This is a genomic window from Nocardia transvalensis (genome assembly GCF_015477765.1).
Classification (GTDB): domain Bacteria; phylum Actinomycetota; class Actinomycetes; order Mycobacteriales; family Mycobacteriaceae; genus Nocardia; species Nocardia transvalensis_A.
In genome coordinates this window covers 250,747-272,705 of record NZ_JADLQQ010000005.1, presented here as the reverse complement: position 1 = coordinate 272,705, position 21,959 = coordinate 250,747, and the positions used below count along the sequence as shown (strand labels likewise).

Here is a 21,959-nt window from a genome sequence, read left to right as displayed (position 1 = left end):
AAGCCCGCGTCGTGAAGGATCCCCGTGACCCTGACCTCCGAAGAAATCACCGCACTCGACGCCGCCCACCTCTGGCACCCCTACGGTGGCTTCCCGGCCGGTACCGAGCCGCTGGTCGTGGCCTCCGCCTCCGGCGCCCGCCTCACCCTGGCCGACGGGCGCGAGCTGATCGACGGCATGAGTTCGTGGTGGGCGGCGGTGCACGGCTACCGGCACGCGGTGCTCGATGCCGCCCTGGTGGCGCAGGCGCAGCGGATGAGCCACGTCATGTTCGGCGGCCTGACCCATGAGCCCGCGGCCCGGCTGGCGCAGCTGCTGGTCGAACTCACCCCGCCCGGACTGGACAAGGTGTTCCTGTGCGACTCCGGTTCGGTGTCGGTCGAGGTGGCCGCGAAGATGTGCCTGCAGTACTGGCGGGCGCTGGGGCGGCCGGAGAAGCGTCGGCTGTTCACCTGGCGGGGCGGCTATCACGGTGACACCTTCACCCCGATGAGCGTGTGCGATCCCGACGGCGGCATGCACTCGCTGTGGACCGACGTGCTGACCGAGCAGATCTTCGCGCCGATGCCGCCGAAAGACTATGAGCCGCAGTATGTCGCGGAGCTCGAGCGGCTGCTGGCGGCCCGCGCCGACGAGGTGGCGGCGGTGATCGTCGAGCCGATCGTGCAGGGTGCGGGCGGTATGCGGTTCCATCATCCGGCGTACCTGACCGACCTGCGCCGGATCTGCGACGAGCATGACGTGCTGCTGGTATTCGACGAGATCGCCACCGGATTCGGCCGCACCGGAACGTTTTTCGCCGCCGACCGGGTGGGCGTGCGCCCGGATGTGATGTGCCTGGGCAAGGCGATCACGGGCGGCTATCTGACCCTGGCCGCCACGCTGTGTACGGCGAGGATCGCCGAAACCATCAGTGCCGGACACGGTGCCCTGATGCACGGACCGACCTTCATGGGCAATCCGCTCGCCTGCGCGGTGGCCGTCGCCTCCATCGAATTGCTGCAGGCGCGGGACTGGAAGGCCGAGGTTGCGGGCATCGAGGCCGGGTTGACCGCCCGATTGGCTGCGGCGCAGGAGATTCCGGGCGTGGTCGACGTGCGCGTACTGGGCGCGATCGGCGTCGTCGAACTCGACCGCCCGGTGGATATGCGCAAGGCCACCCACGCCGCCGTCGAATCCGGGGTGTGGCTGCGGCCGTTCCGCAATCTGATCTACACCATGCCGCCGTTCATCAGCACCGCCGAAGAGGTGGACCGCATTGCCGCCGGGGTGATCGCTGCGGCCAGCGCTTGAACGGCAGAACACCGGCCACCGTCCTGGTTTGATCGGCGTGAGAAGCTGACGGCAGAGCGCGGGAGGACGGCATGGAAGACCGGGAGCCGGTGGTTGTGGTCGGAGGCGGGATCGGGGGTTTGGCGACGGCGCTCGCGTTGCTGCGGTGCGGACGGCAGGTGCGGGTTCTGGAGCAGGCGCCCGAGATCGGGGAGGTCGGTTCGGGGCTGAGCCTGTGGTCCAACGGTGTGCGGGCGCTGGCGGAATTGGGGCTGGGTGAGCAGGTGCGCCGCCGGGCCCTCATCAATGTCGAGGGTGGGATTCGCGACAGTACCGGCCGCTGGTTGTCGAAAACCGATACCGACGAAGTGGCCCGCCGGCACGGGGCGGTGGTCGCCATCCACCGTGCCGACCTGTTCTCCATCCTGCACGAGGCGATTCCGGAAGACGTTCTGCGCCTGGGGATCACCGTCGAATCGGTGGAGCAGGACGGCTCCGGGGCGAAGGTCGTGCACAGCGGCGGCAGCACACGTGCCGACCTGGTGGTCGGTGCCGACGGCGCGCACAGCGCTGTGCGGCGATCGCTGTGGCCGCAGGCTCGCGGTCTGCGGTACGCCGGATACACCTCGTGGCGGATGGTTACCCGGCCGGTGGCCGAGATCCACAGCGGTGGCGAAAGCTGGGGCCGCGGAGAGCGTTTCGGCATTCTGCCGCTGGCCGATGGGCGGGTGTACATGTTCGCCGTCGCCGACGCCCCTGCCGGTCAGCGCGGTCCGCACGGCGAATACGCCGAAGTGGTACGGCGATTCGGTTCCTGGCACGATCCGATCCCCGCCCTGTTGGACGCCGTCGATCCGGAAACTGTCCTGCGCCACGACATCTACGACCTCCCCGACCTGCCCACCTACGTCCGCGGCCGCGTCGCCCTCCTCGGCGACGCCGCCCACACCATGACCCCCAACCTCGGCCAGGGCGCCAATCAAGCCCTCGAGGATGCCGTCACCCTCGCCGCCCTGCTCGACCGCCACCCCGTCGACACCGCCCTCACCGCCTACGACCGCCTCCGCCGCCCGCGCACGCAGTCCATCGTCCGCCGCTCCCGCCGCGCAGGATTCGCCGCCCAATGGTCCTTCCCACCCGCCACCCTCGCCCGCAACCTCACCGTCCGCCTGACCCCCAACCGGATCGCCTTACGCGCCCTCGCGCCCGTCCTCGACTGGAATCCCCCGCACTAACCAAAGACGGGGTGCGTCGGGAACGTGAGGCCGCTGCATAGCCGCACCCCTTCTTCCCATCCGCACCCCTTGCGACCGTCTGTACGGGGTGCGGATGGCAAGAAGGGGTGCGGCTAGGGCGTCCGGCTTGCTCCTGAACGGCGTTCAAGTATGCTCTTCACCTGTGAGTGATCCGTTGAGCTGGTTGGACGTGCGGGCCGCCGGGCGGGTGCGGGACGGGCTGCGGCGGGAGCTGCGGGCGCGGGCGCCGGAGACGGGGCTGATCGATCTGGCTTCCAACGATTACCTGGGGCTTTCCCGGCATCCGGAGGTGATCGAGGGGGCGGTCGAGGCGGTGCGCAAGTGGGGTGCCGGGGCCACCGGATCGCGGCTGGTGACCGGGACGACCCTCGAGCACGAGCAGTTCGAGGCCGAACTGGCGGAATTCGTCGGCGCCGAGGCGGGGCTGGTGTTCGCGTCCGGATACGCCGCCAACCTCGGGGTGGTGACCGCACTGTCCGGGCGCGGCGCGCTGGTGGTGTCCGACGCGGGGAGCCACGCCTCCCTGGTGGACGCCTGCCGGTTGTCGCGGGCGCGGGTGGAGGTCGCGCCGCACGGTGATGTCGAGGCGGTGGATCGGCTGCTGGCGCAGCGCAGCGAGGAGCGGGCGCTGGTCGTCACCGATTCGGTGTTCAGCGCCGACGGGGACCTCGCGCCGCTGGTCGAACTGCACCGGGTGGTGCGGGCGAACGGTGCGGTACTGGTCGTCGACGAGGCACACGGCATCGGTGTGCGCGGCGCGGGCGGGTGCGGCCTGGTCCACGAGCTCGGCCTGGCGGGCCAACCGGATCTGGTGATCACCGCGACCCTGTCGAAAGCCCTTGCCGCCCAAGGCGGAGCGGTGCTCGCCGATGAGCGGGTGCGCGCGCATCTCATCGACTCCGCGCGCACGTTCATCTTCGATACCGGCCTCGCACCCGCCGCCGTCGGCGCCGCCCGCGCCGCCCTGCGCCTGCTGCGCCGCGAACCGGAGATGGCGGGCCGCGTCCTGACCCGCGCCGCCGAAATCGCCCGCATCGCCGAGGCGCCGCAACCGGATTCGGCGGTGGTGTCGGTGGTGCTCGGGCAGGCCCAGCTCGCCTACGACGCCGCCCAGGCCTGCCGTGCCCGGGGCCTGAGCGTCGGCTGCTTCCGCCCCCCGTCGGTCCCCGAGGGCACCTCGCGCTTGCGGCTCACCGCCCGGGCGGATCTCACCGACGCCGAAATGGCCACCATCGCAACCGTTCTCGGCGACGTCCTGGCCGAGTCGAGAGCGGCAACTCGACGGAAGGAGGCATGAAGCGTGAGTTTCCTGATCGTGACCGGCACCTCCACCGAGGTCGGTAAGACCGTGACCACGGCCGCATTGGCCGCCGCGGCCCGGGCGGCCGGACGCACGGTGGCGGTGTGCAAACCGGCCCAGACCGGCGTCGAACCCGGCGAACCCGGCGATCTGGCCGAGGTGCAGCGGCTCGCCGGAGTCACCCGAACCCTCGAATTGGCCCGCTACCCAGAGCCTTTGGCTCCCGACACCGCCGCCCGCCGCTGCGGGCGGCCGCTGCTGACGCTGGCGGAAACGGTGGCCGCGGTCGACTCCCTCTCCGACGCCGATCTCACCCTGGTCGAGGGCGCGGGCGGACTGCTGGTCAGGATCGGGGAGTTCACCCTGCTCGACCTGGCGCAGAAGCTCGGCGCCCCCGTGCTGGTGGTCGCTGCCGCGGGTCTGGGCACCCTCAACCACAGCGAACTCACCACCCGCGCCCTCGCCGCGGCGGGCGTGCGCTGCGCCGGTCTGGTGATCGGATCCTGGCCTACCGCACCGGATATCGCCTCCGAATGCAACCGCACCGACCTGCCGTCGGTCACCGGAGTGGACATCGTCGGCGTCCTCCCCGAGGGCGCGGGCCGCTGGGCGCCCGAGCGATTCGCCGACACCGCCCCGAGCTGGTTCCTGCCCGACTGGTCCGCGCGCTACCTCGGCTGAACCGACACAGGTCGGGCCCGGCTGATGATCATCGGGGCCGGGATGCCCCTACAGTGGATAGGGATGCTTGTTGCGGACCGGCACCCGTCCACCGTCGCCGACTACGACGATGCGCGGCGGAAAGCCCGCTTGGCCGAGACCGGGCTGGGGTACGGCTGGAAGACGCTGCGCCGCACCCGCCTGGTGCTGTTGCGGCTGGTCATCGCCCCGATCGTGGTCCTGACCCTGTTCGCCCAGTACTGGGCCGGCGACATCGCCCCGGAACGGGCGCGCCTGGCCCGCACCGAACCCGCGGTCTTCCCGATCGCCGCCCCCGCCACCCCGCAGGTGCGCAACACCGCGGTCTTCGACCTGGTCGGACTGGGCTCACTCGACGCCTCCGAGACCGCCCGCGCGCTGCCGTCGCTGGGCCAGCTGGGTTCGGTGTGGGCGGTGCGCTACGACAACACCGGTATCGACATCAAGGTGATCAGCGACCTGATCGTCAAGGTCACCGACGCCGCGAACATCGACAACATCGTGCTGGTCGGGCACAGCATGGGCGGAGTGATCGCGCTCGAGGTCGGCAAGCACATCCATACCGGCAGCCCGAAGAGGCTGACAGGGGTGATCCTGGACTGCACGCCGATCAACCTGGACGCGGTCCGCCCGGAAAGCCGCGACCAGGGCGAGGAACTGCTGCGCTGGACCGGCTGGATGCCGGGCGCCCGAGAGAGCCGTACCCTGCGCTTCATCGCCGAAACCTACACGCGCCGTGACCGATTCATCGACTACGGGAGTTCGCCGCCGGGCATTCGCGTCGTCGGGCTGAAGCGCGCGGTGAGCGATGTGCTGGAGCAGAAGATCTTCAACCGCGACGTCGCGAGCAACGGCCTGATCGAGGCGCAGTTCAAGGCGATCGTGGCGGGCGGTGCCGTGGACGATCTGCGGGCGCTGGCCAAACCCGCCGCCGGGAAATCGCGCCCGGCCATCGCGTTCATCCGCCCGCACAATCCCGAGCGCGACTCGATCGTCGACCCCGCCTACACCCACCGGGTGCTGATCGAGCAGGTCGGCGGCATCAACGGCACCCTGCTGGTGGTGCTGACCCGCACCACCGGCCACGCCAACCCGCGGCAGCAGCCGGGCGAATACAACAAGGTCATCGCCCAGCAGATCGTGCCGTTCGTGCGTCAGATCAACGCTCAGGAACTTGTCTCCGCCCGATGACGGTCAGCGAACCGTGTCGTCGGCCTGCGGGCGAATATCCGAGGGCGGCAGGAGGTTCCAGCGCTCCAGCTGTGCCCGGATCTGTTCGGCGGCATCGATATTGAGCGGTCCGCTCGTCCACAGCGCGTACGGCAGATTCAGGAATCGCTGTTCGGTGACCGCGCGCAGCCGGTTGATTCCCGGTTTGGCGCGCAAGAGCTCCACCTTCTGGTCGAAGGACTGCTTCGGATAATCGACGAAGACGATGGCGTCCGGGTCGGCGGCGGCCAACCGCTCCCACGACACCGCGGTCCAGGTGTCGGCGACGTCGTCGAGCGCATTGCGGGCGCCGGACGCGTCCAGGATCGCCTGTGGTGCACCGAATTTCCCGCTCGAGAATACGGTGTCGCTCGCGCTGTCGAAGACGAAGACGGTCGGTGCGCGCTCGCCCCGGGGCGCCCGGTGCAGTGCATCCAGGCGCCGGTCCAGATCGGCGGTGAGCTCGGTGGCGCGGTCGGTGCGGCCGGTGATGGCGCCCAGATCGGTCAGATCGGTGCGCAGTGCTGTCCAGGGATCGACGATGCCGCGGGGCTTGTCGCCCTCGCGCTGTCGGCAGCTCTCGGTGAGCACGTAGGCGGCGACCCCGTTCTTGCGCAACGAGTCCGGCGTGAGATCCTTCGATTCGTCGTAGCCGTAGCTCCATCCGGCCACCATCACGTCCGGCCGCTGCGCCAGCACCGTCTCGCGCGAGGGATATTCCGGCGCAACCTGTTTCAGCCGATCCACGACATCCCCGTAGTGCCGGCGCAGCGTGTCGGCATCGCGCTGCAGGCTCGACACCGCCACCACCGAATCCTGCGCCCCCAATGCCAATGCCATGGAGATCAGATTCCCGTCATTGACGAACATCCGCTTCGCGGGCGACGGAAACCGCACGTCCTCCCCGCAGTTGCGCACGGTGAGATTTCCCTCGGCCACGGTGGACGAGCCACACGCCGTCACCACCGAAACCATTGCCGCTACGGCAGATACCAGAATTGATCGCCTCATCGTCGCCCTTCTCATGTGTTGCTGGTCTCGCATGCTTTCTTCCTGTCCCACGCGCCGAGCAGCAGGTGCATTTCGCCGGTATCGGGGTGGCGGACCCGCGCCGCGCGCACACCGAAGGCCGCCTCGAGAATCTCGGGCCGCAGCGCGATGTCCGGCGGTTCCAGCGGCCCCGTGGTGCCGTCGTGCACGACCAGCACGCGGTCGCAATAGCGGTCGGCCAGCGCCAGATCGTGCATGGCCAGCACCACGGTGCGGTCGAGCGAGCGGGCCAGTTCCAGCAGTGCGAGCCGGTGGGTGATGTCGAGGTGGTTGGTCGGTTCGTCCAGTAGCAGCAGGGGAGTGGCTTGGGCCAATGCCCTGGCCAGCAGGACGCGCTGCCGTTCGCCCCCGGACATCCGATGCACCGGCCGATCGGCGAAGCCGTCGAGATCGACCGCCTGCAGCGCCGTTTCGATCGCCTGCCGTTCGCGCGGGCTGCCCGCACCCCACGGGGGCAGGTACGGTGTGCGCCCCAACGCGACCACCTCGCGCGCGAGAAGGTCGGCCGGTGGCTGCTCGTTCTGCGCCATGACCGCCACGGTGCGGGCCCGCCGCCTCGGCGAAAGCCGGTGCAGGTCTTCGCCGTTCACCAGGACCCGTCCCGCGGCCGGGCGGCTCAGCCCGGCCAGAGTGCGCAGCAGCGTGGTCTTACCGGTGCCGTTGGGCCCGACGATGCCGATCGTTTCTCCCGCGCGAACGGTGAAGCTCACCCCGGCGAGTACCGTCCGCTGCCCGCGCACACATGCCAGTCCCTCGGCGGTGAGAGCGTCTGCCGCCGGACCCTTCTCGAGGATCATCCCGACACCCCGAATCGGTAGTGGCGGCGGCCCATCAACAGCAGGAACACCGGGGCGCCGATCAGCCCGGTCAGTACCCCGACCGGAACCTCGGTGGGCCGCACCAGCACTCGTGCCGCCGCATCGGCCACCACCAGGAACAGCGCCCCGCACAGCGCGCACACCGGCAGCAGCGTCCGATGCGGGGAGCCGACCAGCAGCCGCGCGGCGTGCGGCACCACCAAACCCACGAATCCGATCCCGCCCGATACCGCCACCAGCACGCCGACCAGTACCGCCAGCCCGATGAACAGCCCGATCCGCAGCGCCCGCACCGGCACACCCACCGAGGCTGCGGTGTCCGCGCCGACGTGCAGTGCATCCAGCCACCCGCTCGCCGCCAGCAGCGCCACCGCGGCCGCGGCGACCACCCCGGCGGGCAGCCCGATCCGCGTCCAATCCGCGCCGGACAGGCTGCCGAGCAACCAGAACAGAACCCGTTGCGCGGCAGCGGGATCGGAACTGCGGAAGATCAGATAGCTGCTCAGCGCCGCGAATGCCGAACCGAGTACCGTGCCGGTCAACACCAGCCGCAGGGGAGTGAGGCCACCCTGCGCGAGCGCGATCACGAACACCATCGCGGTCGCGGCGAACGAACCCACCAGCGCTCCGCCCGACAGCGCCCACACCCCGGCCCCGGCGAGGAATCCGGAGGTGATCACCGCGGCCGCACCGACGCCCGCCCCCGAGGACACCCCGAGCAGATAGGGATCGGCGAGGGGGTTGCGTACCAGCGTCTGCATGGCCGCACCGGCCAGCGCCAGTCCGGCGCCGACCACCGCGGCCAGCACCGTGCGCGGCACCCGCAGCTGCCACACGATCGTGTCGATACCCGGGTCGGCGGTGACCGCGCCGGTCACATGGTTGCGCAACACGTCGAACACCGTGGCCGTGGGCAGGTTCTCGGCCCCGAACCCGGTCGCCACCACCATGGCGCACGCCAGCAATACCCCGAGCACGGGGATCACGATCGATGTCCGCGCGCGGATCATCGTCGATACTCCACAGGCACCTCGCGACCTCTCAGAGCGGCACTCGGCGAGGGAGGTCTGACTTCCGCGGGCACTCGTGCCGCGCGGTCACAGTGGCGCGACCGTTCCGGATTCACACCGGATTCCCGCACCCGCCGAGCAGGACGGACGAACTCTACCGCCCGGTTTGTCCGGTCATCGCACCCGGTCGCCCAACAGGTGCCGCACCCCGCCGAGGAACAGCTGCAGACCGAAGTCGAAACGCTCGGTGGCGCTGGTGTCCTCGTACAGCGGCGAGGACTCCTCCGCGAGTGCGCCGGCCGAATCCATCTGCATGCGCGACTGCTCGTCGACAGTCTCGCCGAGGACGTAGTAGAGCAGCGTGTAGGCGCCCAGGTCGGCCGCCTCGCTGGTCATGCCGCCGCGAATCAGCGCGCTCGCGAGCCGCTCCCGGCCCTTGCTGGTGGTCAGCCGCGAGGCATAGGTCGCCGACACCAGTTCCGCGCCGTCGCGGTAGGACAGCAGGCACGAGCGCATCCGATGCGCCAGCTCCCCGATCTGCTCGGCCCAGTCCTCGGTCGCCACCGCCTCGTCCATGGGCGCGAGGATGCGGTCGGCCACCGCCCCCAGCAATGCCTGCTTGTTCGGGAAATGCCAGTACAACGCACCCGGCTGCACACCGAGCGAGGTCGCGAGCCGGCGCATGGTCAGATCGGCGAGACCGTACTGATCGAGAATGGCGATGGCCCCGTCGACCACATCCGCCCGGTGCAGCTGCAATGGAAAGTCCCCTTGTGCTTTGACTCACTTGTGCCGCTATCCTAGCCTGAACACCGTTCAAGTTGCACGGCCACCCGGCCGAACGAAGGGATTCGCGCGCATGACTCAGGCACCGGTCCGGACCGAAGTCGACAGCGACATTCTCGCCATCGCCCGCGAGCAGGTGCTCGAGCGCGGCGTCGGACTGACCCAGGAACAGACCCTCGAGGTGCTGCGGCTCGACGATGAGCGGCTCGAGGAGTTGCTGGCGCTGGCGCACGAGGTGCGGATGCGCTGGTGTGGCCCGGAGGTCGAGGTCGAGGGCATCATCTCGCTCAAAACCGGTGGCTGTCCGGAGGATTGCCACTTCTGTTCGCAGTCGGGCCTGTTCCAGAGCCCGGTGCGCGCGGCGTGGCTCGACATCCCCAGCCTGGTGGAGGCCGCCAAGCAGACCGCCAAGACCGGTGCCACCGAATTCTGCATCGTCGCCGCCGTGCGCGGCCCGGACGAGCGGCTGCTGGCGCAGGTCGCCGCCGGCGTCGAGGCCATCCGCAACGAGGTCGACATCCAGATCGCCTGCTCGCTGGGCATGCTCACCCAGGATCAGGTCGATCAGCTGGCCGCCATGGGTGTGCACCGCTACAACCACAACCTCGAGACCGCCAAATCCCACTTCCCGAACGTGGTCACCACCCACACCTGGGAAGAGCGCTGGGACACGCTGCGCATGGTCCGCGAGGCCGGGATGGAGGTGTGCTGCGGCGGCATCCTCGGCATGGGCGAGACCCTCGAGCAGCGCGCCGAATTCGCCGCGCAGCTGGCCGAATTGGAGCCCGACGAGGTGCCGCTGAACTTCCTCAACCCGCGCCCGGGCACCCCGTTCGGGGATCTGGAGGTGCTGCCCGCGGCCGAGGCGCTGAAGGCGGTGGCCGCATTCCGGCTCGCGCTGCCGCGCACCATGCTGCGCTTCGCCGGCGGCCGCGAGATCACCCTCGGCGATCTGGGCGCCAAACAGGGCATCCTCGGCGGCATCAATGCCGTCATCGTCGGCAACTATCTGACCACGCTGGGCCGTCCCGCCGAACAGGACCTGGATCTGCTGTCCGACCTGCGCATGCCGATCAAGGCCCTCAACGAGACGATCTAGCGACGCGTGATTCGCCGGTTCCCGGCGGATCGGTACGGTTCAGGTATTGTCGGTCCCCGGCGAAAATGGGGACGACTAGAGGTGGTGGACATGGAACAGCGCTACAACCCGTTCACCGGCAAGCAGGTCGTTCCCGGCCTGGCGGAGTCGATTCCGGCGGCGGCCGCACTGGGTCTCGAACCCCCGCGCTTCTGTGAACAGTGCGGGCGGCGGATGATCGTGCAGGTGAATCCGGACGGCTGGTGGGCGAAATGCTCCCGGCACGGGATCATTGATTCCACAACCCTGGAACACCGCTGATGGCCCATCAACACACCGCCGCGCGATTGGACGTGAGCCGCCGTGAGGTGCGCGTCGCGTTGTGGGTCGTGGTCGCCGTCCTGCTGGTCAGCGCGTTCGGCGGTGGAGTGTGGGGGCTGCTGGCCCCGACCGAGAAGGTCGTGGTGCTCGAACCCGGGCGCGGGGCGGCGCTGACGGGGGAGAGCGCGCATCGGTTCGATGCGCTGGCGATCTTCGTGTGCATCGGCATCGTCGTCGGGCTGACGACGGCCGCCGCGGTGTGGCGGCTGCGCAGCGTGCGCGGCCCGGTTCTGCAGGGCGGCTTGCTGTTCGGGTCGCTGGCCGGGGCGTGGCTGATGTCGTGGTTCGGTCAGCAGGTGGCGCGCTGGCTGCATCCGCGGCCGGTCAGACCGGCCGTGCACACCATCGTCGAGATCGCGCCGACCGTGGCCGGCTGGACCGCGCTGCTGGTGCAGCCGCTGGTGGCCTCGCTGGTGGTGCTGGTGCTCGCCGCGCTGTCGACCTCCGAGGATCTGGGAACCGGCCTCGGCGAACCCGGACCCGACCGGATCGGTGCGCGGCCCTATGCCTCCGACGTGACCTACGGGCCGTACGGCACGCCGGCCTCCAACGGCGCCGCGCTGGGCCGCACCACCCCCTTCCAGGACGCAGACTCGGCACACTGATCAAGTGGTTGCCGGACATTGACCGAATGTGCGCCGAATTGTGTGCATGCGGACCGTAATCTGAAACCGAAAGGTCGTCAGGGCTTGCAGCGCCGCAGGTCTCGGGAGTGGATGTGGGCTTCATCGGTAGCGGTCCGGTGGTCGAGGAGATCGATGCCGTGTCGTGGCGGGTGTGCGAGCCGATCGAATATCGCGGCCGCTATCAGCGGTTCGTCGTCCCGGCCGGGTTCAGCACCGATTTCGCCTCGGTCCCGCGCGTGCTGGTGTGGCTGATCCCGCGCTACGGCGCCTACACCCGGGCCGCGATCCTGCACGACTATCTGTCCCGCACGGGCGCAGTAAGCCGGGCCGACGCCGATGCGCTGTTCCGCACCGCGCTCGGCGACTGTGGGGTGTCGGTTCCGCGGCGGTGGATGATGTGGGCGGGGGTGCGCTCCGGCTCGCGGCTGTCGGGGGCGACCCCGCGCGAAGTGGGGCTGTTCCTGCTGGTGATCGCGTTGTCGACGCTGTTCCTCGCGGTCCCCGTGCTCGTGGTTCAGCTGTGGTTGCTGCTGTTCTGGTTGGTCGAATCGGCCTTCTGGGCCGTGGCGTGGCTGGCCGGTCGCACCATCGCACCGCCGCCGAAACCGCGGACCAAGATCACCTCGTGAATGCCTCGGCTCACCGGTGGTGGGCGGCCTCGTATTCGGCCTCGAGAGTGTGTTCGCGGCGACGTTCGCGCACCTTCCACACGATCAGCGCCACGGCCAGCAGGGCGACCACCACGATGGCCATCGTCCGGCCCACCGTCTTCGCCACCACCTCATAGGACTGCCCGGCGAGAAAGCCGAGGACGACGAAGGTGGTTCCCCAGACGAGGCCGCCGACGGCGTTGAAAGCCAGGAATTTGCGGTAGGGCATGCGGGAGGTCCCCGCCAGGGCGGGCATCACGGCCCGGAAGAAGGCGGTGAACCGGCCGAGGAATACCGCCCAGCCGCCGCGACGGGCGAGGAAGTTCTGGGCGCGATCCAGCCGGGCGCGGTGGCGGTCGAGGATGGAGGCGTTCAGCAGGCGGGTTCCCACATGTTTGCCGACCTCGTACCCGACGCTGTCGCCGACGATGGCCGCCGCCACCACCAGCAGGATCATCGCCCACAGCAGTACGTGGTTCTGGCTGGCCGCCACTCCGCCGATCACCGCCGCCGTCTCACCGGGAATCACGAAGCCGACGAAGATCGCGTCCTCGGCGAAGACCAGCAGGGCCACGATCGCATACACCCACACCGGGGCGATATCGAGAATCCGGTGCAGCAGCGAGTCCATGCTGGTCACGGTACCCGGTATGCCGGACAGGATCCGTGTGGGCGGTACCACGAAATCCGGTGGCAGACGGTTCGTGCCCGCGGTTACCGTGGCGTTGACGACGATCAATGCAGGAAGGAGGTTCGGTGATGACCGAGGGACAGCGACGCGATCTCGACACGGCCGCCCAGCCCGCCGAGCGTGCCGACCTCGCGGCCTGGCGTCGTCGGCACGCGCTGCGCAGATCCGGTGCCGCCCAGCCGGTCCCGAGTAAGCGGGTCTATCGGCGCGGCACCAAGCATCGCAATCGCGATGCGGAGCAGTGACCGGCTATTCCGCGACCTCCGTGCGATCGGTCCATTCGTAGACCGGTAAGCGGCCTTCCTCGGTGTCCTGGTGCCGCGGCGTCACTTTGAAGTGCTCGTATCCGCCTCGGTGCGGAACCTTCAGTTCGATGCCGGGCGGTGTGATCGGAACGATGCGCTCGGCCAGGCTGGCGGGACCGCCCTCGAGAAATGCTTTCACTCCAGTCATTCCCCGAGTATGGCGCGTGTCACAGGTTCCGCGGTGCGGAATCGGTTCCGACGCTGCCCTTCTCGGAAGTCGTGGTCCGGGCGTGTCGTCGGCATGCGATGACGGTGAGGTATAGAACGGACTGATGACGCCCGACCTTCTCGATCGCGCCCGCGCCGTCCTCCTCAGCACCCCCGTGGTGGACGGCCACAACGACCTACCGTGGGCGATGCGGATCCTCGCCCGCTACGACCTGGACGCCGTGGATCTGGCCTCGGATCAGAGCGCTCGGCTGCACACCGATCTCGACCGGTTGCGCGCCGGTGGAGTGGGGGCCCAATTCTGGTCGGTGTTCGTGCCCAGCAGCCTGGCCGGTGATCATGCGGTCAGCGCCACCCTGGAGCAGATCGACTTCGTGCGGATGCTGACCGAGCGGTACCCGGACCGCCTGCGGTTGGCGGTGACGGCCGACGAGATGGAATCGGCCCGTGCGGACGGGCGCATCGCCTCGCTGCTGGGCGCGGAGGGCGGTCACAGTATCGACTGTTCACTGGCCACCCTGCGCGGCCTCTACGAGCTGGGTGTGCGCTATATGACGTTGACCCACAACGACAATGTGCCCTGGGCCGATTCGGCGACCGACGATCCGAAGGCAGGCGGACTGACCGCATTCGGCAAAGAGGTTGTGCGCGAGATGAACAGGCTCGGCATGCTGGTCGACCTGTCGCACGTCGCACCCGACACCATGCGCGATGCGATCGCGGTTTCCGAAGCGCCGGTGATCTTTTCGCACTCCTCGTCCCGCGCCGTGTGTGACCACCCCCGCAATATCCCCGACGACGTCCTGGCCTTGCTGCCCGCCAACGGCGGCGTCGCGATGGTCACCTTCGTCCCGCAATTCGTTCTCCCCGAAGCGATCGCGTGGGTCGAGGCCGCGGGCGAGAACATGCGCGCCCACGGTTTCGACCTCTTCGACACCAGCGCCGCGGCCAGGGAGTGCCAGCGCGCCTTCGAGGCCGACCACCCCCGCCCGGCATCCACGGTCGCCACCATCGCCGATCACCTCGACCACATGCGCGAGGTGGCCGGAATAGACCACATCGGCATAGGCGGCGACTTCGACGGCACCCCCTTCACCACCTCCGGCCTCGACGACGTCTCCGCCTATCCCACCCTGATCGCCGAACTCCTCACCCGCGGCTGGTCCGAACCCGACCTCGGAAAACTGTGCTGGCACAACGCAGTCCGCGCCCTCCGCACCGCCGAAGATGTAGCCCGCACCCTTCGCCGCACCCGCCGCCCCTCCCTGGCCACCATCGACCAACTCGACGGAGAACACTGACCCCGTCATCCCGGCGTGCGCCCTCTCGTCATCCCGGCGTGCGCCCTACTCGTCATCCCGGCGTGCTCTTGGCCGGGATCACGTCGGTGGGCGCAGGGCGGCGAATTCGTCGGTGACGCGGATGCCGTCGTCGGTGAAGCGGTAGACGGCGGCGGGGCGGCCGCCGGTCTTGCCCGGGGCGGCGGTGGCGCCCGTCGGTGTGATCACCTTGCGGCGGCTGAGGACTCGTTGCAAGTTGGTGGTGTCCACCTCGTAACCCAATGCGGCGCAGTAGATTTCGCGCAGAGTGGACATGGTGAAGCGGGCGGGAGCCAGGGCGAAGGCGATATTCGTGTAGGACAGTTTCGCGGCCAGGCGGGTGCGGGCGTGATGGACGACCGTGCCGTGGTCGAAGGACATGTTCGGCAGCGCCGAGACCGGATGCCAGCGGGTGTCCGGCGGTAGCTGTGGGTCGGCGGTCAGCGGCACCAGGCCCAGATACGCGGAGGCGATGCGGCGCGGGCCCGGCACCCGCTGCGGGTCGCTGAACACCGACAGCTGCTCCAGATGCCACAGCTCGCGCACATCCACCTTCTCGGCGAGCTGGCGCCGCGCGGAGGTGTCGAGGTCCTCGTCGTCGCGCAACCGGCCGCCGGGCAGCGACCAGCTACCCGTCTGTGGCTCCATCGCCCGCTCCCACAGCAGCACCGCCAGTTCGGTGTGCCAGCCCGGAGCGCAGCGGGAAGTTTGCGGATCCACCGGCCTGCTGGCGCCCTGACCTGCGGAGATGGTGTCGGGGAAGCGACGAACCTGGAACACCGCGGTGAGCGATTCGTGAATGGTGCTACCATGGGACACGTTTTCGATTATAAGTCGAAAACCGGGTGTATGCGAATCGGCGCGGTTGCCGACCGCATGAGGAAGGAGCCATGCCATGGCGACGATGATGCTTGCCGGGCACGTAGTGGACGGTGCTTCGGGGTACACGGGTGTCGAGGCGACCCCGGAGTGGGCGCGCGAGATCAAGCGGCTGGCGCGCGAGCGCAACGCCACGATCCTGGCGCACAACTATCAGCTGCCCGAGATTCAGGACGTCGCCGACCACGTCGGCGACTCGCTGGCGCTGTCGCGGATCGCCGCGCAGGCGCCGGAGGACACGATCGTCTTCTGCGGTGTGCACTTCATGGCCGAGACGGCGAAGATCCTCAGCCCGGACAAGACGGTGCTGATCCCGGATCAGCGGGCGGGGTGCTCGCTGGCGGATTCGATCAGCGCCGACGAACTGCGGGCATGGAAGGCCGAACACCCCGATGCGGTGGTGGTGTCGTATGTGAACACCACGGCCGCGGTGAAGGCGCTGACCGACATCTGCTGCACGTCGTCGAATGCGGTCGACGTGGTCGCCTCGATCGACCCTGATCGGGAGGTGTTGTTCCTGCCGGATCAGTTCCTGGGCGCCCATGTGAAGCGGGTGACCGGCCGGGAGAATATGCACATCTGGGCGGGCGAATGCCACGTGCACGCGGGGATCAACGGCGACGAGCTGACCGATCAGGCCCGCAGCCACCCCGATGCGGAGCTGTTCGTGCACCCCGAATGCGGGTGTGCCACGTCGGCTCTGTACCTGGCGGGTGAGGGCGCCTTCCCGGCCGATCGGGTGCACATCCTGTCGACCGGCGGCATGATCGATGCCGCCAAGGCCGCCAAGTCGAATCAGGTGCTGGTCGCCACCGAGGTCGGCATGCTGCACCAGCTGCGCAAGGCCGCTCCCGGCGTGGACTTCCAGGCCGTCAACGACCGGGCCTCCTGCAAATACATGAAGATGATCACCCCGGCCGCCCTGCTGCGCTGCCTGGTCGAGGGCCGCGACGAGGTCCATGTCGATCCGGAAACCGCCGCCGCGGGCCGCAAGTCGGTGCAGCGCATGATCGCCATCGGCAACCCCGGTGGCGGGGAATGAGCACGGAACTCGAATTTCGGCCGTAACCATGCACGGCCACAACGGGATTCGCGTGTAGTCCGCGAATCCCCTTCGAAAGGGGCTGAGCCCTATGCACACAACAAGGGCCGTCGGTGAGCAGCCGTGGGAACCGGTGATGGTTCCGGGAAGCGGGCCGCGATGAGTGCGCCGACGATTGCGTGGGAAGCCGAGGCGGATCTGGTGGTGATCGGCGGTGGGGTCGCGGGGTTGACCGCGGCCCGCACCGCCTCGCTGCGGGGTTTGCGAGTGCTCACGCTCAGTAAGGGCGGGCCGACCGACACCTCGACGCAATATGCGCAGGGTGGGATCGCTGTCGTTGCGCCGCACGGGGATTCGGTGGAGTCGCATGTGCACGACACCGTCGGTGCCGGGGCCGGACTGTGTGACCCGGAGGCGGTGCGGTCGATCGTGGAGGGCGGCCGGGATGCCGTGGCGGCACTGACCGATCTGGGCGCGGTGTTCGATCTGGGCCGCGACGGCCAGGTTTCCCGGACCCGGGAGGGCGGACACAGCGTGCGCCGCATCATCCATGCCGGTGGGGATGCCACCGGTGCCGAGGTGCAGCGGGCGTTGAATGCGGCCGGGCTGCCGGTGCTGTTCGGTGCCGCGGCCGTCGAGATCGTCACCGGGCCTGGGGGAGTGCGAGGCGTTGTCGCGGTGTCGGACAACGGTTTCGGCGTCGTGCACACGCCCGCGGTCCTGCTGGCGACGGGTGGTCTCGGGCAGCTGTATGCATGCAGCACGAATCCGCCCGGTGCCACCGCCGACGGGATCGCCCTGGCGTTACGCGCCGGCGCGGTGGTGGCGGACCTGGAATTCGTCCAGTTCCATCCGACCGTGCTGTTCACGCCGGGTGGAGTGGGCCGACGGCCACTGATCAGTGAGGCCGTGCGCGGCGAGGGCGCGATTCTGGTTGATTCCGAGGGCAATCCGGTGACCGCGGGGGTCCACCCGCGCGGCGATCTGGCCCCGCGTGATGTGGTGTCGCGGGCGATCGCGGCCCGCATGCGTGCCCTCGGCACCGACCACGTCTACCTCGATGCCCGCGCGATCGACGGTTTCGCACAACGGTTCCCGACGATCACCGCGTCCTGCCTGGCCGCCGGAGTCGACCCGAGCACCGGCCTCATCCCGGTCGCACCCGCCGCCCACTACCAGTGCGGCGGCGTGGTCACCGACACCTCCGGCCGTACCTGCGTCCCCGGCCTCTACGCCGCGGGCGAGGTCGCCCGCACGGGCCTGCACGGCGCCAACCGCCTGGCATCCAACAGCCTGCTGGAGGGCCTGGTCGTGGGCGAGCGCGCGGGCGTCGCGGCCGCCGAACGACTCGGTGAGCCCACCGGCGTCACCGACATCCCCGCGTTGTCCTTGCCCCGCATCCACCGAAAAGCCTTGCAGGAGCTGATGACCGACCACGCCTCGGTCGTCCGCGACGGCGACGGCCTCCGCACCGCCGTCCTCCGCCTCCTGCAGTTGCTCCGCTCGCATCCCGGTGACTCCGCGGTAAGGACGCTCTCGGATCTCGAGGACGCCGCCCTGACCATCACCGCCCGCGCCCTGCTGCTGGCGGCGTCGGCCCGCACCGAAAGCCGCGGCTGCCACACCCGCACCGACCATCCCGAGACCCGCGACGACCTCCGCCGCAGTCTCCCGGTCCGCTTGGGTCCCGACGGCCGCCCGCAGCTGACCACCGACACCCCCGCCCCCTGGCCCGGCCTGACGGTCCCGAGGGCATCATGATTCCCCCGCACGTCTCCCGCCCCGATGACGACCACACGGTGCGAAGTGTGAGGCGGTGGGAAGTACAGGGGGAGCGGACAGTACGAGAGCGAGTAGGAGTGTTGTGATGGTGTTGGATGCGGGGCTCGACCGGGACGATGTGGTGCGGGTGATCCGGGCGGCGCTGGAGGAGGATCTGCGGTACGGGCCCGATGTGACGACCGTGGCCACCGTTCCCGAGGGGGCGGTGGTGAAGGCGTCGATGGTGTCGCGGGAGGCGGGGACCGTGGCCGGGATCGATGTCGGGTTGCTGGTTCTCGACGAGGTGATCGGCGCGGGGAATTATGAAGTGACCGAACGGGTCTCGGATGGCACGCGGGTGCAGGCGGGTGATGCGGTTCTCGGCGTGGTGGCACCGACGCGCGGGTTGCTGACCGCCGAGCGCACCATGCTCAATCTGGTGACGCACCTGTCCGGGATCGCCACCGCGACCGCCGCCTGGGTGGATGAGGTGACGGGCACGCACTGCCGCATCCGCGACAGCCGCAAGACCCTGCCCGGTCTGCGTGCCCTGCAGAAGTACGCGGTGCGCGTCGGCGGGGGCATCAACCACCGGATGGGCCTGGGCGATGCCGCACTGATCAAGGACAACCACGTCGCCGCCGCGGGATCGGTGGTCGCGGCCCTGCGCGCGGTGCGGGAACTGGCGCCCGATATCGCCTGCGAGGTCGAGGTCGACAGCCTCGACCAACTGGATCAGGTGCTGGCGGAGAACGTGGAACTGATTCTGCTGGACAACTTCCCGCTGTGGGCCACCCAGGCCGCGGTGCAGCGCCGAGACACCCGCGCCCCGCAGACGAAACTGGAATCCTCCGGCGGGCTGTCGCTCGAGGTCGCCGCCGACTATGCCCGCACCGGCGTGGACTATCTGGCCGTCGGCGCGCTCACCCATTCGGTGCGCGTCCTGGACCTCGGTCTGGACCTGTAGCGCTACAGACCGAATTCGGCGGGCGTCAGGCGCAGCACGCGACAGCATTCCCGCAGCGCATCCGCGCCGCGGACATCCACATCGCCGTCGGCGCCGGCGATTTCCAGGCCCACCCGCACCGCGGCACGGGCCTGCGCGGGCCGCTCGGTCGCCTTGGCCACCTGCTGCAGCACGTACGCCCGACCGAAGGCCGGATCCAGCATCAGCCGATGCCAGTTGTCCTCGAACAGGATTCGTAGCTCGCGTGATGGAAAGTGATGCAGCACAGGCGCGGCCCCGATATGGTCGGCCACTCGGATCCGCCGATCCGGGTCGCCACCCGCACCGGCGCTGCCCACCAGCGCGCAGACGCCGACGGCGGCATCACGAAAAATGCTGTCTCGCATCGTATCCGGCGCCGCAGGTGGGCCGGTCGGATCGAAACGATCGACTCTGGACAAGGCACTACCCCCAACACACAGTCATCATCCGGGCGGTCCGCCTCATTGCCCGAATCCGAATTCGAACGGGCCAGACGCTAACAGACCCGCGACCGCGGCGGTGCCCGGAATCCCGGACCGGTCGCCGATTGCCCCCGGGCTCCAGGACCCGCTCCCCGATGGCGACCATTCCGGCAATGTCCAAGCAACATCGTTGCAGGTGGAATGGCCTGCCTCAGCGTCTCTTCCGGGCCCGCCGGTGACCTCGACGGCCGGACGCGGCAGGTCCTAGGCGCGCACCCGCCGCATCGCGGAAATTCGGACGCGGCCGCCGCCGCGGCATCCCTCTCGGCGTGAACGGAGCAAAGGCCGGCGATCATGGCCGTGATTTCCATCACAACCATGATCGTTCAGGCGGTCAGCTCCCGCTCGAGCGGCGTCCGGAACCGCGGCACCGCACGCACGTCACCGAACCACGCCGCCATCCGATCGGCCTCCTCCGCAATCATCCTGCCCGCCTCGCTGCCGACATCCTCCAGGAGTCGCCAGACGATCTCGCCGTCCTTGCGCTGCGCCCAGCCACCCACGACCCGGCCGTCCCACCACACCGTCGGACCGATATTGCCGTTGCTGTCGAAAAGCGCCCCACGATGCGGGCCGAGGAACCAATCGCGCGACTGCCAGCCCATCGGCGTGGGATCCAGCGCGGGCAGCAACGCCGCCCACGGCTGCGCCGCAGGCACCGGTTCGAGATCGTCGGCCAGCACCACACCGGTGCCGCCGTCGAGCTCCACCTCGGCGATATCCAAGCGCGCCAAGGTCTTACGCACCTCTCCCAGGGTCCAGCCGGTCCACCATTTCAGGTCGGCGACGGGCGCGGGTCCGAACGCGTACAGCCACCGCCGCACCAGCTCGGCACGGGCGTCGTCGATCGCCATGGCGGGAACGCCTGCGGGCAACCAGGATTCGATCGGCGCCCAGGTGTACTGGCTGCTGGCCCACGTGCCGTTCGGGCGGCCACGCACGATGCGGCCCTCACAGCCGAGGGTGACCAGCACCCAGGTGGTGATATTGGTGGGCTTGGAGTAGGACTTCCCGGGCGCGGTGTCGACCTGGGTGCGCAGCCGCGGCACCGCGGCGCCGAGCTGAGCCCCGGTCGCGCTGCCGCGCGCGAGCAACTCCCGGTGGGTCTCCTGCTCCACCTCCGCCAGCCACGCGCCGATATCGCCGTCCACGATCTGCTCGAGAAAGCGCCCGTAGGCGCGGCGCTGTTTATCGGCCAGGGCGTCGGCGACGGCCACCTGCAGCGCCGGCACCAGATCCACCGGCACCACGAACATCGTTCGCCGCATCGCCAGCATGCGCAGCAGCGTCCGATCCTCGTACAGCGCCTTCTCCACATGTGCGGGCTCCAGCCCGCGACTGCGGGCGGCCACCGACAGGAACACCGTGGCCGGATCGGTGGCATGCAGTGCCACCATCGCCTCGGCCACCGCGGCCGCATCCCCGGCCCGGGCCGGGGATGCCAGCAGATGCCTGGTCGCCAGGCGTGCCCGCCGCTGCGCGGCATCCATCGAACGCATGGTCGAATACTAGCCAATGTCCCGCGGTGGCCGAAGATCAATTCGCTGGCGCCGGTGGCGGGGGAACGCGACGATGTGAAGCGTGAGACCTGCGGTCGGTGCCGAACTGGTGCGGTGTGCGGAGTGCGGCGGCTACGAGTACGGCGGCGCGCCCGACTGCCATCGATGCCGCACACTGGTCGACGACATCCTCGAGGAGCAGTGGCGGCGCTTCCTCGCCGACTGGCCGGGCGAATCCGAGGACGAGATCGCTCGTCTCGTCGCGGACGAACCCGACAAGCACGATTGGCGCGTGGTCGACGCCGCGCTCGACAGGATCACGTGCGATGAGTGCGGTGAAGGCCTCGGTCGCGGCCCGATGACCTGCTCCTCGTGCAATCTCGCGCACGGGTTCCGCTATGGCGCGATCGAGATCGACCGCCCGGGCGTCCCACCCGGAAACGAGCATGCCGTCCGGGTCAACGTCTCGGTCGTGCGCCGACCGCACATGACATCCGCGCAGGAACTGCTGGTTCGCCGGTTGCTCCTGCCCGCCCTGCTGGTCGGATTCCTGCCGACCACCGAGCAGGCCCAGCGGGTCAGCTCGCTGGTCAAGGCCGACCCGACACCGGAGCGAGTCGCACGTGTGGTCTCCGAATGGCTGCGCGACACCGGCGACCGGCCGTTTCGCCCGCAATGAGGAACAAGTTA

General features: G+C 69.4%; 24 protein-coding genes and 1 riboswitch. Of the genes, 15 read left to right on the top strand and 9 right to left on the bottom strand.

Translation table 11 applies throughout. The features are described from left to right. Positions 1-24 precede the first annotated feature (24 nt). The 5 genes from IU452_RS16390 to IU452_RS16370 all read left to right on the top strand — a co-directional run bounded on the left by IU452_RS16390 (position 25) and on the right by IU452_RS16370 (position 5,718). Positions 25-1,293 carry an adenosylmethionine--8-amino-7-oxononanoate transaminase gene (locus IU452_RS16390; RefSeq protein ID WP_195109927.1) on the top strand — a complete coding sequence of 423 codons (1,269 nt, stop codon included), beginning with the start codon at positions 25-27 and terminating at the stop codon, positions 1,291-1,293. A 71-nt stretch (positions 1,294-1,364) separates the two neighbouring features. Further along, positions 1,365-2,507 (top strand): FAD-dependent monooxygenase, encoded by a 1,143-nt coding sequence (locus tag IU452_RS16385; RefSeq protein ID WP_195109926.1) that lies wholly within the window; start codon positions 1,365-1,367, stop codon positions 2,505-2,507. Between the two features lie 163 nt (positions 2,508-2,670). Further along, positions 2,671-3,825, top strand: a complete 1,155-nt coding sequence (locus IU452_RS16380) for an 8-amino-7-oxononanoate synthase (protein WP_324192656.1) — start codon at positions 2,671-2,673, stop codon at positions 3,823-3,825. 3 nt (positions 3,826-3,828) lie between these two features. Next, positions 3,829-4,509, top strand: coding sequence for a dethiobiotin synthase (gene bioD, locus IU452_RS16375; RefSeq protein WP_195109924.1), 681 nt, complete (start codon positions 3,829-3,831; stop codon positions 4,507-4,509). Positions 4,510-4,572: 63 nt separating this feature from the next. Continuing rightward, the gene (locus IU452_RS16370) at positions 4,573-5,718 is read left to right on the top strand and encodes an alpha/beta fold hydrolase (protein WP_195109923.1); all 1,146 of its coding nucleotides are present in this window, start codon (positions 4,573-4,575) and stop codon (positions 5,716-5,718) included. 3 nt (positions 5,719-5,721) lie between these two features. On the opposite strand, the gene IU452_RS16365 is transcribed toward IU452_RS16370, so the two are convergent. The 4 genes from IU452_RS16365 to IU452_RS16350 form a co-directional block, all read right to left on the bottom strand. Next, positions 5,722-6,747 (bottom strand): ABC transporter substrate-binding protein, encoded by a 1,026-nt coding sequence (locus IU452_RS16365; protein ID WP_195109922.1) that lies wholly within the window; start codon positions 6,745-6,747, stop codon positions 5,722-5,724. An 11-nt stretch (positions 6,748-6,758) separates the two neighbouring features. Then, entirely contained in the window at positions 6,759-7,583 is an 825-nt protein-coding gene (locus tag IU452_RS16360; RefSeq protein WP_195109921.1) for an ABC transporter ATP-binding protein, read from the bottom strand. After that, positions 7,580-8,614 (bottom strand): FecCD family ABC transporter permease, encoded by a 1,035-nt coding sequence (locus IU452_RS16355; RefSeq protein WP_195109920.1) that lies wholly within the window; start codon positions 8,612-8,614, stop codon positions 7,580-7,582. The genes IU452_RS16360 and IU452_RS16355 overlap by 4 nt, the downstream gene beginning before the upstream one ends. Before the next feature lie 54 nt (positions 8,615-8,668). Continuing rightward, a riboswitch (cobalamin riboswitch) is annotated at positions 8,669-8,741 on the bottom strand. A gap of 47 nt (positions 8,742-8,788) precedes the next feature. Then, on the bottom strand, positions 8,789-9,373 hold the full coding sequence (locus tag IU452_RS16350; RefSeq protein WP_195109919.1) for a TetR/AcrR family transcriptional regulator C-terminal domain-containing protein: 585 nt from the start codon (positions 9,371-9,373) through the stop codon (positions 8,789-8,791). Positions 9,374-9,473: 100 nt separating this feature from the next. Between IU452_RS16350 and bioB the strand changes: the two genes are divergently transcribed. The 4 genes from bioB (at position 9,474) to IU452_RS16330 (ending at position 12,114) form a co-directional block, all read left to right on the top strand. After that, positions 9,474-10,499, top strand: coding sequence for a biotin synthase BioB (gene bioB, locus IU452_RS16345; protein WP_195109918.1), 1,026 nt, complete (start codon positions 9,474-9,476; stop codon positions 10,497-10,499). A gap of 90 nt (positions 10,500-10,589) precedes the next feature. Further along, positions 10,590-10,799 (top strand): hypothetical protein, encoded by a 210-nt coding sequence (locus IU452_RS16340; RefSeq protein WP_195109917.1) that lies wholly within the window; start codon positions 10,590-10,592, stop codon positions 10,797-10,799. After that, complete coding sequence (locus tag IU452_RS16335; RefSeq protein WP_195109916.1) at positions 10,799-11,464, top strand: DUF2567 domain-containing protein; 666 nt, start codon at positions 10,799-10,801, stop codon at positions 11,462-11,464. Before IU452_RS16340 ends, IU452_RS16335 begins: the two co-directional genes overlap by 1 nt. A 113-nt stretch (positions 11,465-11,577) precedes the next feature. Next, on the top strand, positions 11,578-12,114 hold the full coding sequence (locus IU452_RS16330; protein WP_195109915.1) for a DUF1353 domain-containing protein: 537 nt from the start codon (positions 11,578-11,580) through the stop codon (positions 12,112-12,114). 10 nt (positions 12,115-12,124) lie between these two features. Here IU452_RS16330 and IU452_RS16325 read toward each other — a convergent pair whose 3' ends face one another. Next, on the bottom strand, positions 12,125-12,766 hold the full coding sequence (locus IU452_RS16325) for a DedA family protein (protein ID WP_195109914.1): 642 nt from the start codon (positions 12,764-12,766) through the stop codon (positions 12,125-12,127). Positions 12,767-12,894: 128 nt separating this feature from the next. Here IU452_RS16325 and IU452_RS16320 point away from each other — a divergent pair, with 128 nt between their 5' ends. Further along, a complete protein-coding gene (locus IU452_RS16320; protein WP_195109913.1) occupies positions 12,895-13,071 on the top strand; it encodes a hypothetical protein in 177 nt (58 codons plus the stop codon). 4 nt (positions 13,072-13,075) lie between these two features. On the opposite strand, the gene IU452_RS16315 is transcribed toward IU452_RS16320, so the two are convergent. After that, positions 13,076-13,279: a DUF5988 family protein gene (locus tag IU452_RS16315; protein ID WP_195109912.1), complete on the bottom strand. Its 204-nt coding sequence runs from the start codon at positions 13,277-13,279 to the stop codon at positions 13,076-13,078. A gap of 124 nt (positions 13,280-13,403) precedes the next feature. On the opposite strand from IU452_RS16315, the gene IU452_RS16310 reads away from it, so the two are divergent. Then, the gene (locus IU452_RS16310; protein ID WP_195109911.1) at positions 13,404-14,600 is read left to right on the top strand and encodes a dipeptidase; all 1,197 of its coding nucleotides are present in this window, start codon (positions 13,404-13,406) and stop codon (positions 14,598-14,600) included. A gap of 78 nt (positions 14,601-14,678) precedes the next feature. Here IU452_RS16310 and IU452_RS16305 read toward each other — a convergent pair whose 3' ends face one another. Continuing rightward, positions 14,679-15,437, bottom strand: coding sequence for an NUDIX hydrolase (locus IU452_RS16305; RefSeq protein WP_195109910.1), 759 nt, complete (start codon positions 15,435-15,437; stop codon positions 14,679-14,681). 76 nt (positions 15,438-15,513) lie between these two features. Here IU452_RS16305 and nadA point away from each other — a divergent pair, with 76 nt between their 5' ends. The 3 genes from nadA (at position 15,514) to nadC (ending at position 19,267) form a co-directional block, all read left to right on the top strand. Next, on the top strand, positions 15,514-16,539 hold the full coding sequence (gene nadA, locus IU452_RS16300; RefSeq protein WP_195109909.1) for a quinolinate synthase NadA: 1,026 nt from the start codon (positions 15,514-15,516) through the stop codon (positions 16,537-16,539). A 159-nt stretch (positions 16,540-16,698) separates the two neighbouring features. Further along, on the top strand, positions 16,699-18,300 hold the full coding sequence (locus IU452_RS16295) for an L-aspartate oxidase (protein ID WP_195109908.1): 1,602 nt from the start codon (positions 16,699-16,701) through the stop codon (positions 18,298-18,300). 106 nt (positions 18,301-18,406) lie between these two features. Then, positions 18,407-19,267: a carboxylating nicotinate-nucleotide diphosphorylase gene (nadC, locus tag IU452_RS16290; protein ID WP_195109907.1), complete on the top strand. Its 861-nt coding sequence runs from the start codon at positions 18,407-18,409 to the stop codon at positions 19,265-19,267. Positions 19,268-19,269: 2 nt separating this feature from the next. Here the strand turns inward: nadC and IU452_RS16285 are convergent, their stop codons facing one another. Continuing rightward, a complete protein-coding gene (locus IU452_RS16285; protein WP_195109906.1) occupies positions 19,270-19,653 on the bottom strand; it encodes a tellurite resistance TerB family protein in 384 nt (127 codons plus the stop codon). A 443-nt stretch (positions 19,654-20,096) separates the two neighbouring features. Then, positions 20,097-21,269, bottom strand: coding sequence for a winged helix DNA-binding domain-containing protein (locus IU452_RS16280; protein ID WP_195109905.1), 1,173 nt, complete (start codon positions 21,267-21,269; stop codon positions 20,097-20,099). An 82-nt stretch (positions 21,270-21,351) separates the two neighbouring features. On the opposite strand from IU452_RS16280, the gene IU452_RS16275 reads away from it, so the two are divergent. Beyond that, a complete protein-coding gene (locus tag IU452_RS16275) occupies positions 21,352-21,948 on the top strand; it encodes a hypothetical protein (protein ID WP_195109904.1) in 597 nt (198 codons plus the stop codon). The last annotated feature ends 11 nt before the right edge of the window (positions 21,949-21,959 follow it).

Excerpts from the sequence above, each read along its gene's own strand:
- IU452_RS16385 (WP_195109926.1), top strand. The coding sequence starts at position 1,365 with ATGGAAGACCGGGAGCCGGTGGTTGTGGTCGGAGGCGGGATCGGGGGT.
- IU452_RS16325 (WP_195109914.1), bottom strand. The coding sequence starts at position 12,766 with ATGGACTCGCTGCTGCACCGGATTCTCGATATCGCCCCGGTGTGGGTG.
- nadC (WP_195109907.1), top strand. The coding sequence starts at position 18,407 with ATGGTGTTGGATGCGGGGCTCGACCGGGACGATGTGGTGCGGGTGATC.
- IU452_RS16360 (WP_195109921.1), bottom strand. The coding sequence starts at position 7,583 with ATGATCCTCGAGAAGGGTCCGGCGGCAGACGCTCTCACCGCCGAGGGA.
- IU452_RS16280 (WP_195109905.1), bottom strand. The coding sequence starts at position 21,269 with ATGCGTTCGATGGATGCCGCGCAGCGGCGGGCACGCCTGGCGACCAGG.
- IU452_RS16320 (WP_195109913.1), top strand. The coding sequence starts at position 12,895 with ATGACCGAGGGACAGCGACGCGATCTCGACACGGCCGCCCAGCCCGCC.
- IU452_RS16295 (WP_195109908.1), top strand. The coding sequence starts at position 16,699 with ATGAGTGCGCCGACGATTGCGTGGGAAGCCGAGGCGGATCTGGTGGTG.
- IU452_RS16315 (WP_195109912.1), bottom strand. The coding sequence starts at position 13,279 with ATGACTGGAGTGAAAGCATTTCTCGAGGGCGGTCCCGCCAGCCTGGCC.
- IU452_RS16355 (WP_195109920.1), bottom strand. The coding sequence starts at position 8,614 with ATGATCCGCGCGCGGACATCGATCGTGATCCCCGTGCTCGGGGTATTG.
- IU452_RS16310 (WP_195109911.1), top strand. The coding sequence starts at position 13,404 with ATGACGCCCGACCTTCTCGATCGCGCCCGCGCCGTCCTCCTCAGCACC.
- IU452_RS16335 (WP_195109916.1), top strand. The coding sequence starts at position 10,799 with ATGGCCCATCAACACACCGCCGCGCGATTGGACGTGAGCCGCCGTGAG.
- IU452_RS16365 (WP_195109922.1), bottom strand. The coding sequence starts at position 6,747 with ATGAGGCGATCAATTCTGGTATCTGCCGTAGCGGCAATGGTTTCGGTG.
- IU452_RS16370 (WP_195109923.1), top strand. The coding sequence starts at position 4,573 with ATGCTTGTTGCGGACCGGCACCCGTCCACCGTCGCCGACTACGACGAT.
- IU452_RS16285 (WP_195109906.1), bottom strand. The coding sequence starts at position 19,653 with ATGCGAGACAGCATTTTTCGTGATGCCGCCGTCGGCGTCTGCGCGCTG.
- IU452_RS16340 (WP_195109917.1), top strand. The coding sequence starts at position 10,590 with ATGGAACAGCGCTACAACCCGTTCACCGGCAAGCAGGTCGTTCCCGGC.
- nadA (WP_195109909.1), top strand. The coding sequence starts at position 15,514 with ATGGCGACGATGATGCTTGCCGGGCACGTAGTGGACGGTGCTTCGGGG.
- bioB (WP_195109918.1), top strand. The coding sequence starts at position 9,474 with ATGACTCAGGCACCGGTCCGGACCGAAGTCGACAGCGACATTCTCGCC.